The organism is Cryptosporangium arvum DSM 44712 (assembly GCF_000585375.1).
GTDB classification, from domain to species: domain Bacteria; phylum Actinomycetota; class Actinomycetes; order Mycobacteriales; family Cryptosporangiaceae; genus Cryptosporangium; species Cryptosporangium arvum.
On record NZ_KK073874.1, the window covers coordinates 2922155 to 2933839 of the forward strand.

General features: G+C 72.4%; 10 protein-coding genes. 5 read left to right on the forward strand and 5 right to left on the reverse strand.

Annotated elements, in window-relative coordinates; translation table 11 throughout:
* Window positions 1-19: 19 nt before the first annotated feature.
* Both CRYAR_RS13665 and CRYAR_RS13670 read left to right on the forward strand, forming a co-directional pair.
* Complete coding sequence (locus CRYAR_RS13665) at window positions 20-1699, forward strand: ABC transporter ATP-binding protein (RefSeq protein WP_035851074.1); 1680 nt, start codon at window positions 20-22, stop codon at window positions 1697-1699.
* On the forward strand, window positions 1696-3459 hold the full coding sequence (locus CRYAR_RS13670) for an ABC transporter ATP-binding protein (protein WP_035851075.1): 1764 nt from the start codon (window positions 1696-1698) through the stop codon (window positions 3457-3459). The genes CRYAR_RS13665 and CRYAR_RS13670 overlap by 4 nt, the downstream gene beginning before the upstream one ends.
* On the opposite strand, the gene CRYAR_RS45230 is transcribed toward CRYAR_RS13670, so the two are convergent.
* Window positions 3451-4322 (reverse strand): IS5 family transposase gene (locus CRYAR_RS45230; RefSeq protein WP_169744990.1). Its coding sequence is split into 2 segments (ribosomal slippage): window positions 3451-3933 and window positions 3936-4322, totalling 870 coding nucleotides; the frame shifts between segments, so codons are not numbered across the junction. The two genes, CRYAR_RS13670 and CRYAR_RS45230, sit on opposite strands and share 9 nt — an antisense overlap.
* A gap of 37 nt (window positions 4323-4359) precedes the next feature.
* Window positions 4360-4854, reverse strand: a complete 495-nt coding sequence (locus CRYAR_RS13685) for a winged helix-turn-helix transcriptional regulator (protein WP_342673864.1) — start codon at window positions 4852-4854, stop codon at window positions 4360-4362.
* A 66-nt stretch (window positions 4855-4920) separates the two neighbouring features.
* Here CRYAR_RS13685 and CRYAR_RS13690 point away from each other — a divergent pair, with 66 nt between their 5' ends.
* Window positions 4921-6306 (forward strand): MFS transporter, encoded by a 1386-nt coding sequence (locus tag CRYAR_RS13690; RefSeq protein ID WP_211247431.1) that lies wholly within the window; start codon window positions 4921-4923, stop codon window positions 6304-6306.
* Here the strand turns inward: CRYAR_RS13690 and CRYAR_RS13695 are convergent.
* The 3 genes from CRYAR_RS13695 to CRYAR_RS13705 are packed head-to-tail and all read right to left on the reverse strand — an operon-like array spanning window position 6218 to window position 9100.
* Window positions 6218-7072, reverse strand: a complete 855-nt coding sequence (locus CRYAR_RS13695; RefSeq protein ID WP_035851077.1) for an ATP-binding cassette domain-containing protein — start codon at window positions 7070-7072, stop codon at window positions 6218-6220. The two genes, CRYAR_RS13690 and CRYAR_RS13695, sit on opposite strands and share 89 nt — an antisense overlap.
* Window positions 7050-8099: a FecCD family ABC transporter permease gene (locus tag CRYAR_RS13700; RefSeq protein WP_211247433.1), complete on the reverse strand. Its 1050-nt coding sequence runs from the start codon at window positions 8097-8099 to the stop codon at window positions 7050-7052. The genes CRYAR_RS13695 and CRYAR_RS13700 overlap by 23 nt, the downstream gene beginning before the upstream one ends.
* Entirely contained in the window at window positions 8096-9100 is a 1005-nt protein-coding gene (locus tag CRYAR_RS13705) for a FecCD family ABC transporter permease (RefSeq protein WP_245620451.1), read from the reverse strand. The genes CRYAR_RS13700 and CRYAR_RS13705 overlap by 4 nt, the downstream gene beginning before the upstream one ends.
* Before the next feature lie 100 nt (window positions 9101-9200).
* Here CRYAR_RS13705 and CRYAR_RS13710 point away from each other — a divergent pair, with 100 nt between their 5' ends.
* Window positions 9201-10199: an iron-siderophore ABC transporter substrate-binding protein gene (locus tag CRYAR_RS13710; RefSeq protein WP_035851079.1), complete on the forward strand. Its 999-nt coding sequence runs from the start codon at window positions 9201-9203 to the stop codon at window positions 10197-10199.
* Between the two features lie 169 nt (window positions 10200-10368).
* Window positions 10369-11655 carry a lysine N(6)-hydroxylase/L-ornithine N(5)-oxygenase family protein gene (locus CRYAR_RS13715; protein ID WP_035851082.1) on the forward strand — a complete coding sequence of 429 codons (1287 nt, stop codon included), beginning with the start codon at window positions 10369-10371 and terminating at the stop codon, window positions 11653-11655.
* The last annotated feature ends 30 nt before the right edge of the window (window positions 11656-11685 follow it).

Consider the following 11685-nt stretch of genomic DNA (forward strand, 5'->3'; position numbering starts at 1 on the left):
CCCCCACGGAAGGAACCGCATGGCCGAGCCGGGGAACCGCGTTCTCGCCCGGGCCGTCTCCCGCAACCGGCGCCGGCTGGCGATCGGCACCCTGCTGGTCAGCGCGCACCAGATCTGCGAGACGGCGGTGCCGATCCTGATCGGCGTGATCGTCGACACCGCGGTGGCCACCGGCGACCGGGGCAACCTCGCCGGCTGGATCGGCGCGCTGGCCGGGCTGTTCCTGGCCCTGACGCTGGCCTACCGGTTCGGCGCGCGGCAACTCGTCCGCTCGATCGCCGAGGAGGCCCACCGGCTGCGGATGGAGGTCTCGGCGAAGATCCTCGACCCGCGCGGCATCACGACCGATCTCCCGGCCGGTGAACTGCTCACGGTGTCGACGTCGGACGCGGACAACACCGCGGAGCTGCTGGACTACCTGCCGCGGATCGCCGGCGCGGTCGTCGCCACGGTCGTGTCCGCGGCGGCGCTGCTCGTCGTCTCGGTGCCGCTCGGGCTGCTGGTGCTGGTCTGCACCCCGATCGTGCTCGGTGTGCTGCAGCTGGTCTCGCCGCGCATCACCGAGCGGGTCGCCAGCCAGCAGGAACTGGCCGGCCGGGCGACGTCGCTCGCCACCGATCTGGTCAGCGGGGTGCGTCCGCTGCGCGGCATCGGGGCCGAGCGGGCGGCGTCGGCACGCTACTCCGAGGTGAGCCGGCGTTCGCTGGCCGCCACGCTGCGTGCCGCCCGCACCCAGGGTGCGTACCTGGCCGCGTCGACGACGCTCTCGACGGTGCAGGCGTGCGGGGTGGCGATCCTGGCCGGGTGGTTCGCGCTCACCGGCCGGATCACGGTCGGCGAGCTGATCACGGTCATCGGCCTGGCGCAGTTCCTGATCGAACCGTTCGGGCTGCTCGCGCTGATCCCCAGCTGGGTGGCGTCGGCGCGGGCGTCCGCGGGGCGGGTCGCGGCGGTCGTGGACGCGCCGCCGCTGCTGCCCGCCGCGTCGGCCCCGCTGCCCGCTGGGCCGTGCGCGGTCGAGCTGGCCGGCCTGCGCTACGGCCCGCTGGAGCTGGACCTCCTGGTCGAACCGGGCGAGGTGCTCGGCGTCGTCGCGACCCAGCCGGCCGAGGGCGAGGCGTTGGTGCGGCTGCTCTCCGGCCGGGTCGCGCCCGGGGAGTACGCGGGCCGCGCGCTGCTCGCGGGGCATCCGCTGCACGAGCTCGACTCCGCCGCCGCGCGCGGCGCGCTGCTCGTGCAACCGCACAAGTCCGACCTGTTCGGCGGCACGATCGAGGCGAACATCGCCGCCGGTACGACCGACCGCGACCACTGGGACGCCGTACTGCGCAGCTCCGCCGCCGACGAGGTGATCGGCGCGCACCCCGACGGGCTCGGCCACGTCGTCGTCGAACGCGGCGCGAACCTCTCCGGCGGGCAGCGCCAGCGGGTCGCGCTCGCCCGGGCCCTGCTGGTGCGCTCGCAGGTGCTCGTGCTGCACGACCCGACGACCGCGATGGACTCGGTCACCGAGCACGTCATCGCGCAGGGCATCCGGGCGCAGCGCGCCGGGCTCACGACCGTGCTGGTGGCGAGCAGCCCGGCGCTGATGGCGATCACCGACCGCGTCGTGATGCTCGACGGCGGCCGGATCGTCGCCACCGGGACCCACACCTCGCTGGGGTCCCACGACGCCTATCGGAAGGCGGTCCTGCGGTGATCCTCCCCGTCGCCACCGCCCGGCGGACGGGCGCCTGGCTCTGGGCCGAGCTCCGGGTACGCAAGGCCGAAGGGCTGCTGACGCTCGTCGTCGGCCTGGTCGCCGCGGCCTCGTCGATCGTGCCGGTGTACACGCTCGGTTACCTCGTCGACCAGGTCCGTGCCGACGCCTCGACCGGGGTGATCGTCCAGGTGTCGGTCGTGGTCCTGCTCGCCGCGGTGGTCTCCGGCGGCGCGATGGGCCTGTCGCTGGTCCTGATCGCCCGCCTCTGCGGCCGGATCCTCGCCGACCTGCGCGAGCAGGTCGTCGACCGGGCGCTCACGCTGCCGACGCCGGTCCTGGAACGGGCAGGCAAGGGCGACCTGCTGTCCCGGGTCGGGGCCGACGTGGCCGCGATCGGCAGCGCGGTCACCCAGACCGTGCCGAACCTGGTCTGGTCGGTGCTGCTCGGGACGCTGTCGCTGGTGGCGATGGCCGGGATCGACTGGCGGCTCGGGCTCGCCGGTGCGCTGGCCGTGCCCGCCTACACGTTCGCGCTGCGCTGGTACCTGCCGCGGTCGGCGCCGGGGTACCGGGCCGAGCGCGAGGCGGTGGCCGAGCGCGGGCAGTTGCTCGTCGACAGCGCGCAGGGGCTGCCTACCGTGCACGCCTACCGGCTGGAGCAGCGGCACCTCACCGAGATCGACCAGGCCTCGGTGCGGGCCCGCGACGTGCTCGTCTCGCTCTTCGACCTGTTCACCCGGTTCGTCGGCCGGGTCAACCGGGCCGAGTTCATCGGCCTGTCCGCGATCCTGGTCGCCGGCTTCTTCCTGGTCGACTCGGGTGCGGTCACGGTCGGTGAGACGTCGGCCGCCGCGGTGCTGTTCCACCGGCTGTTCAACCCGATCGGCATGCTGCTGTTCAGCTTCGACGACATCCAGGCCGGCGGCGCGAGCCTGGCGCGGCTGGTGGGCGTCGTCGACATGGAGCCGGAGACGTCCCCGGCGGCCGGGGCCGAACCGGCCGACGCGTCGCTCGAGCTGTCCGGAATCGACTTCAGCTACGACGGGGCGGCCCAGGTGCTGTTCGGCGTCGGGCTCCGGGTCGAGCCGGGGGAGCGGGTCGCGCTGGTCGGCTCCACCGGGGCCGGGAAGTCGACGCTGGCGCTGATCGCAGCCGGCTCGCTCCGTCCGACCCGCGGGGTGGCGTCGATCGGCGGGGTGCCGGTCGACTCACTGCCCGACCCCCGTCGGCACGTGGCGATCATCAGCCAGGAGACCCACGTCTTCGCCGGAACGCTGCTGGAGGACCTGCGGCTGGCGGCGCCGGGGGCGTCCCGGGAGGGGGCGTCGGCGGCGCTGGCGGCGGTCGGGGCGCTCGGGTGGGCGGCGGCGCTGGAACAGGGGCTCGACACGCCGGTCGGCGAGGGCGGCCACGAGCTGACCCCGGCCCAGGCGCAGCAGCTGGCGCTGGCCCGGCTCGTGCTGCTCGACCCGGCGATCGCGATCCTCGACGAGGCCACCGCGGAGGCGGGGAGCGCCGGGGCCCGCGACCTGGAGGAGTCCGCGGCCGCGGCCACGACCGGCCGGACGACGCTCGTCGTCGCGCACCGGCTGACCCAGGCGGCGTCCGCGGACCGGATCGTCGTGCTCGAACACGGCCGGATCGCCGAGACCGGCTCGCACGCCGAGCTGGTGGCCTCCGGCGGCCGCTACGCCGAGCTCTGGGCCGCCTGGGAGGGCCGCACGCCTAGGGCCTGTTTGAAAAGCTGGTCACCGTAGCCATTCGTTGATCGCGGCGATGTGCAGCGTCGTGAGAAAGCGGACGGCGAGTTTGTCGTAGCGAGTCGCGACCGCCCGGTAGCGCTTGAGGCGGTTGATCCCGCACTCGACCGCGTGGCGCTGCTTGTAGGTCTCGGCGTTGAACGTCGGTGGGCGGCCGCCGGCGCTGCCGCGACGTCGGCGGTGGGCCAACCGGTCGGCTGGTTCGGGGATGGTGGCGCGGATTCCGCGTCGGCGCAGGTAGACGCGGTTGGCGCGGGATCCGTAGGCCTTATCGGCTAGGACCCGCGCCGGCCGTGTCCTGGGCCTGCCGACTCGACCGGGGACACCGATCGCGTCGATCACCGGCTGGAACTGCGGCGCGTCTCCGGCCTGCCCGGCGGTGACCAGCAGCGACAGCGGACGCTGTCCGCCCTCGGCCGCGAGATGGATCTTGGTGCTCAACCCGCCGCGTGACCGTCCCAGACCATGGTCGTTGGGCTCTGCGGTGCACCCTCCCGGCGGTTGTTTCTGATCGACCCCCTTTTACGGGCGCCCGCGGCGTGCTGGTGAGCCCGGACCACGGTGGAGTCGACGGACACGTCCCAGGTGATCAGCCCCCGGGCCTGGGCGCGGGACTGCAGATCGGACACGATGCGCGCCCAGGTCCCGTCCCGCTGCCAGTCCCGGAACAGCGCATACGCGGTCTCCCACGGCCCATACCGTTCGGGCAGGTCCCGCCACGGCGCCCCGGTCCTCACCCGCCACCGGATCCCATCAATGACCTGCCGCCGCGAACGCGGCGGCCGACCACCCGGCTTAGCCGACGGCAACACCGCCGACAAGACTTCCCACTCCGCATTCGTCAGATCACCACGAGCCACGCATCACCCAACGAACGAAGCGCTTTTCAAACACGCCCTAGCCCAGTTCGGTGAGCACCCGGCGGGCGACCGCGTCCCGCTCGGCCGCCGCGCGTTCGGCCTCGGCCTGTTCGGCGGCGGTGCGCCGGTCGTAGGTCGCCCGCGCGGTGGCGATCTCGCTCTGGTGCGCCTCGGTCCAGGTGACCAGCGACTTGATCGTCTCGTGCAGCGTGCAGCCCAGGTCGGTGAGCCGGTAGTCGACGCGCGGGGGCACGGTGGCGTACACGGTGCGGCTGACCAGCCCGTCGCGCTCCAGGTGACGCAGCGTGCGCGCGAGCATCCGCTGACTCACGCCGTCGATCGCACGGCGCAGCTCGGTGAAGCGGAGGGTACGCCGCTCCAGCAGGGCGATGACCAGCAGCGACCACTTGTCGGCCACGCGGTCGAGAATCTGCCTGACCTCGCAGCCCTCCCGCGTGTCCCACTGCGACACGTCGTAGTCGGTGCCGGTATCCGCGCAGTAACCAGGGGTCGGAGAAGTTCCGTCTTCCACGGTCATCGATAGTGCCTGACGATGCCGTCGGTAACAAGAAAGAACCGACCGCACGAAGGGGTACCGATGAGGGCGTGGAGCGTCTTGCTCGTCCTGTGTGGAGCGATATTTCTGGAGGGCATCGACGTCGCGATGCTCAACGTGGCGTTGCCGGCGATCCGGGCCGATCTCGGCCTGTCGACCGGCGTGCTCAGCGGCGTGGTCAGCGCGTACGTCCTCGGCTACGGCGGCTTCATGCTGCTCGGCGGGCGCGCCGCCGACCTGCTCGGCCGCCGGCGCATGTTCCTGAGCTGGCTGGTGGTCTTCCTGGCCTTCTCCGGGCTCGGCGGCCTCGCCACCGAGGGCTGGATGCTGCTGGCGGCCCGGTTCGCCACCGGAGTGGCGGCCGCGTTCCTGGCCCCCGCCGGTCTGGCGCTGGTGACCGGCCACTTCCCGGAGGGCCCGCAGCGCACCCGGGCGCTCGGCGTCTACGCCGGCACCGCCGCCGGTGGGTTCTCGCTGGGGCTGGTCGCGGGTGGCCTGCTCACCTCGATCGGCTGGCGCTGGGTGTTCTTCGCGCCGGTCGTCCTGGCCACGCTCATCCTGATCGCCGCGGTGCCGCTGCTGCGCGACGACGGACCACGACCGCCGCGGGCGATCTTCGACCTGGCCGGCGCGGTCACCGTGACCACCGGGATGCTGCTGCTCGTCTACGGCGTCGTCCGCCTCGAACACGGGCTCACCGCCGGAACGCTCGCCGTCTTCGCCTTGGCCGCGACGGCGCTGGCACTGTTCGTCGCGATCGAGCGACGGGCGGCCGCCCCGCTGGTCCGCCTCGCGATCCTCCGCTCACCGTCGCTGGTGCGCACGAACCTGGTCGCGCTGCTGTTCCTGGCCTCGTTCGCCGGTTTCCAGTTCATGGTGACGCTCTACCTGCAGGAACTCCGCGGCTGGAGCCCGCTGCAGACCGGGCTGGCGATGCTGGTGGTCGGCATCGACACGGTGCTCGCCCCGACGCTGACCCCGTGGCTGGTCGACCGGTTCGGCACCGGGCGGGTGCTGTTCGGCGGCGTCGCGTCGGCGGTCGCGGCCTACTCGCTGTTCCTGCCGGTCGCTCCGGACCGGACGTACGCGGCGATGCTGCCGGGCCTGCTGCTGCTCGGGCTGGCGTTCGCGCTGTCCTACGGCCCGCTGACGATGGCCGCGACCGACGGCGTCGACGAACCCGAACACGGGCTGGCCGGTGGGCTGCTCTACACCTCGATACAGTTCGGCACCGCGCTCGGGATCGCCGGCGTGACCGCGCTGAGCACCGCCGGCGGGATGGACGGGATCCGCGCCGGGCTGGTGCTGCCGGTGGTGGCCGCGGCCGCGGCGCTCGGGGTCACGGCCGTGGGCCTGCGGCGGACTCCTCCTTCGGCGCCTCCACCCGGTGGTGACGTCCCATCGGCACGATCATCGGCGTCCCGGTGACCGGGTCGGCGCTCACCTGGCACTCCACCGCGAACACGGTGCGGATCAGCTCCGCGTCGACGACCGCGCCCGGCGGGCCCTCGCGGACGATCGCCCCGTCCCTCATCGCGATCAGGTGGTCGGCGTAGCGGCAGGCCTGGTTCAGGTCGTGCAGCACCATCACCACCGTCCGGCCCTCGGTCCGGTTCAGGTCGACGACGGTGTCGAGCACGTCGATCTGATGGGCCAGGTCGAGGAACGTGGTCGGTTCGTCGAGCAGCAGCAGCGGCGTGTCCTGGGCGATGGCCATCGCGATCCAGGCCCGCTGCCGCTGGCCGCCGGAGAGCTCGTCGACCGGACGGTTGCGGTGCTCGGCCATCCCGGTCGCGGCCAGCGCCCGTTCGACGGCCTGTTCGTCCTCCTCGGACCACTGCCGCCACCAGTTCTGGTGCGGGGACCGGCCCCGGGTCACCAGGTCGACGACGGTGATCCCGCCCGGCGCCACCGGCGACTGGGGGAGCAGCCCGATGCTGCGCGCGACCTGCCGGGTGGGCTGCGAATGGATCGAGCGACCGTCGAGCGTCACCGCGCCGTGCTTCGGCGCGAGCAGGCGGGCCAGCGCGGCGAGCAGCGTCGACTTGCCGCAGGCATTGGCCCCGACGATCACCGTGATGCGCCCGGGCGGCACCTCGACCGTCAGCCGGTCGACGACGACGTGCCTGCCGTAGGCCAGCGTCAGGTCGTCCGCACGTAAGGTCACGGGCTCAGCCCCCCGATCCGAGTCGATTGGTGCGGGTCAGCAACCAGAGCAGGACCGGCGCGCCGACGATGCCGGTCACGACGCCGACCGGCAGCTCGACCGAGACCAGCACGTGCCGGGTGACGAGGTCGGCGCCGAGCACCAGCGCGGCGCCGACCAGCGACGACCCGACCAGCGGCGGGGCCGGCGTACCGGCCAGCCGCTGGGCGATCTGCGGCGAGACCAGCGCGACGAAGATGATCGGGCCGGCCGCGGCCGTGCCGAACGCGGCCAGACCGGCGCCGACGATCAGCAGCGCGAACCGCACCGCACCCACCGGCGTCCCCAGCCCGCGCGCCACCGCGTCGCCGAGCTGCAACGTCGTGAGCCAGCGGCTGAGCAGCAGCGTGACCGGCACCAGGATCGCCGCCGAGAGCACCAGCGGCCGCACGTGGTGCCAGCCGCGCTCGTTGAGGCTGCCGAACAGCCAGCCGACGGCCTCGTTGGCCTGGTACGGCAGCGCCTTGGCCAGCAGGTAGTCGGTGAGGCTGGCGCAGGCCCAGGAGACGCCGATGCCGACGAGCACGAGACGGTAGCCGTGCCCGCCGCCCATCGACAGGACGTATACCAGCGCGCCCGCGGCGAACGCTCCGAGCAGGCCGAGCACCTGGGTCCCGAGCCCGGAGCCCCACCCCAGCACGATGCCGCCGACGACGGCCACCTGTGCCCCGCCGGTGATGCCGATCATGTCGGGAGCGGCGAGCGGGTTGCGCGACATCGTCTGGAACACGGCGCCGGACAGCCCGAACACGACGCCGACCAGCAAGCCGACCAGCGCCCGGGGCAACCGGAGCTCCTGGACGATGAACAGCGTCGCGGGGTCACCGGCGCCGACGAGCGCCACCGGGATGTCGGCCAGCGGGAGGGGCAGGTCACCGGTGGCCACGCTGAGCAGGAAGAACAAGCCCGCGAGCACGGCCAGCGCGAGCGAGGCCAGCAGCGACCGCGGGGAGAACACCCCGGAGACCGGCCCGGCCCGGTACGTGGCCCGGCCCGCGGCCAGCGACACGCTCACAGCTCGGCCACCGATCGGCGGCGCACCAGCGCGATGAAGAACGGCGCCCCGATGAACGCGACGATCACGCCGACCTGCATCTCGCCCGGCCGCACCACGACCCGCCCCAGGACGTCGGCCGCGAGCAGCAGGACCGGGGAGAGCACGAGCGTGAACGGGAGCAGGAGCCGGTAGTCGGGACCGGTGAGCAACCTCACGACGTGCGGCACGACCAGGCCGACGAACACGATCGGGCCGGTCACCGCCACGCTCGCGGCCGCGAGCAACGTCACCGCGACCGCGCCGGTGATCCGCACCAGCCCGACGCGGCGGCCCAGCGCGCGTGCCATCCGGTCGCCCAGCGCCAGCGTGTTCAACGCCGGGGCGCTGCACAGCGCGATCACGATGCCGACGACGAGGAACGGCGCGACCCGCCAGATCGTGCCGGTGTCCTGCCCGGCCAGCGACCCCGCCGACCAGAACCGGAAGCGGTTCAGCGCGGCCGGGCTGGCGAGCACGATCGCGCTGGTCACCGACCCGAGGAAGAACGTGACGCCGACGCCGGCGAGCGCCAGCTTGACCGGAGTCGCGCCGCCTTGGCCGAGGCCGCCGAGCACGTAGACGAGCGCGCTGGCCAGCACCGCGCCGAGGATCGCGAACCAGATGTAGCCGTAGAAGTCACCGATGTGCAGGATGCCGATCGCGGCGACGATGCCCAGCGACGCGCCGGCGCTCACCCCGAGCAGACCGGGGTCGGCCAGCGGATTGCGGGTCAGGCCCTGCATCAGCGCACCGGCCAGGCCGATCGACGCACCGGTGAGCAGCCCGAGCACGGTGCGGGGAACCCGCAGGCCGCGGACGATCGCGAGTTCGTCGTCGGGGGCGCGGTCCGGTGTGAACAGTGCGTCGAGCACGTGGCCCAGCGGCATCGACCGGGCTCCGACCGCGATCGAGACCAGGCACAACAGCGCGAGTACCACGACGATGCCGACGAGCGCCACCCAGCGCCGAGATGAGATCACCCGCAGCCCCTCGCCCGTTTACAGTGAGCCCGCACTCGCTTAGGTTAGGCGAACCTTCGTGCTTTGAGCACGGCCCCCACCCCTCTGTGGAGGACCCAGCATGAAAAGACTGCGCATTCTGGCGCAGGCCACCCTCGCGCTCGCGCTCGCCGTAGCGGTGGTCGGGTGCGGCAGCGACGACGACAGCGGGTCGAGTGAGCCGACGGCCTCGGCCGCGTCCGGCGCGTTCCCCGTGACGATCGCGCACAAGTACGGCTCGACGACGATCACGTCGGCGCCGAAGCGCGTCGTGACGCTGGGACTGTCCGACCAGGACGCGGTGATCGCGCTCGGCACCGTGCCCGTCGGCGCGGTCGACTGGTTCGGCGAGAAGCCGTTCGGCAACTGGCCGTGGGTCAAGGACAAGTGGAACCCCGCCCCGACGATCGTCGGCGAGCGCGACGAGTACCAGGTCGAGAAGATCGTCGGCCTCAAGCCCGATCTGATCATCGCCCAGTACTCGGGCATGACCCAGGAGCAGTACACGACGCTGTCGAAGATCGCGCCGGTCGTCGCGCAGATCAAGGAGTTCCCCGACTACTCCGCGCCGTGGCAGGACATGGCGAAGGTGATCGGGAAGTCGCTCGGCAAGGAAGCCGAGATGGACGCGATCCTCGGCGACATCGACGCCAAGCTGGCCCAGGTCAAGAAGGACAACCCGGGCTGGGCGAACCAGACCGCGGTCGTCGTCGACCCGTCCGAGCCCGGCATGTACGCCGCGTTCGCCGAGTCCGACCCGAAGGCGCAGCTGCTGCGTGACATGGGATTCAAGCTCAGCCCCGAGGTCACCGAGATCGCCGGGAAGGACACCGCGGCGGTGCTGAGCGCCGAGCGGCTCGACGTGCTCGACGTCGACCGGCTGGTGCTGCTGGCCACCGACAACACCGTGCAGCCCCGGGTGGAGAAGGACCCGGCGTTCGCGGCGCTGAAGGTCGCCAAGGAGAAGCGCACGACCTGGCTCCAGTACACCGACGAGCCGCCGATCGGTGGCGCGTTGACGTTCGTCACACCGCTCTCGGTGCCGTGGGCGGTCGATCAGCTGGTGAAACAGCTGCAGTAGGCGGTCGTCGCCGACCGGCGGAGCGCACCTGTGCTTCGCCGGTCCGGCATGCCCGCCGGACGCGTGAATGTCTTGATTCAGCCGTTGACGGCCGACGAATGTTAGGTAAGCCTGGCCTTGCACGCCTGCGGGTCGGCTGTGTTCCGGCGTCGACAAAGGATGGTTTGAAATGGTGCACACGACTGCGGAGTACGACGTCATCGGCGTCGGCTTCGGACCGTCCAACCTCGCACTCGCGGTCGCGCTCACCGAGTCGGCCGAGGCCCCGTCGGCGCTGTTCCTCGAGCGCCAGGCCTCGTTCGGCTGGCACCGCGGCATGCTGCTCGACGACGCGACGATGCAGGTCTCGTTCCTCAAGGACCTGGTCACGCTGCGCAACCCGAGCAGCCGCTTCAGCTTCCTGAACTACCTGCACGAACGCGGCCGGCTGGTCGACTTCATCAATCACAAGACGCTGTTCCCGCTGCGGGTCGAGTTCCACGACTACCTCGAGTGGGCCGCGCGCCAGGTGGACGACCTGGTCCGGTACGGCCACGAGGTGATCGGCGTGCGCCGGGTCGCCGACGACCTGGTCGAGGTCCTGGTCGACACCGGCACCGGCACGATCGTCCACCGCGCCCGCAACCTCGTGCTGGCCACCGGCCTGCAGCCGTCGCTGCCCCCGGGCGTGGTCGCCGACGAGCGCATCTGGCACAGCCGTGACCTGCTGCACCGCGTCGCCGCCCTCGGGGCCGAGCCGCCCAAGCGGATCGTCGTGGTCGGCGCCGGGCAGAGCGCCGCCGAGGTCACCGCGTTCCTGCACGACCGTTACGCCGACGCCGAGGTCTGGGCCGTCTACTCCCGCTTCGGGTACAGCCCCGCGGACGACAGCTCGTTCGCCAACCGCATCTTCGACCCGTCCGCCGTCGACGACTTCTACGACGCGCCCGGCTGGGTCAAGGACCAGCTGCTGACCTACCACGCGAACACGAACTACTCGGTCGTCGACTCGGAGCTGATCGCCGAGCTGTACCGGCGCTCCTACCGCGAGCAGGTGCTCGGCCGGCCGCGGCTGCGGATGATGAACGTGTCGCGGCTGGTCGGAGCGGTGTCCACGCCGGACGGTGTGCGGGTGACGGTCGAGGCGCTGGCCACCGGCGAGCAGACCGTGCTCGACGCCGACATCCTCGTCTGCGCCACCGGCTACGACCCGGTCGAACCGGCCACGCTGCTCGGCGAGCTCAACGCGTTCTGCCGACGGGACGCCGCCGGCCGCCTGGAGGTCGACCGCGACTACCGGGTGGCCACCGACGACGGGCTCGGCGTGGGCATCTACCTGCAGGGCGGCACCGAACACAGCCACGGGATCAGCTCGTCGCTGCTGTCGAACGGGGCCGTGCGCGCCGCCGAGATCCTGGACGCGATCCGCACGCGCGCCGACGCGCCCGCGAACGCCCGGCCGGTCGCCACCCGCTGACCGCGGGTCTCCTTCTCCTGACAACGAACG

Bases quoted from the DNA above. Each gene is read 5' to 3' on its own strand.
- CRYAR_RS13665 (WP_035851074.1), top strand. From the start codon at position 20: ATGGCCGAGCCGGGGAACCGCGTTCTCGCCCGGGCCGTCTCCCGCAAC.
- CRYAR_RS13690 (WP_211247431.1), top strand. From the start codon at position 4,921: ATGAGGGCGTGGAGCGTCTTGCTCGTCCTGTGTGGAGCGATATTTCTG.
- CRYAR_RS13710 (WP_035851079.1), top strand. From the start codon at position 9,201: ATGAAAAGACTGCGCATTCTGGCGCAGGCCACCCTCGCGCTCGCGCTC.
- CRYAR_RS13715 (WP_035851082.1), top strand. From the start codon at position 10,369: ATGGTGCACACGACTGCGGAGTACGACGTCATCGGCGTCGGCTTCGGA.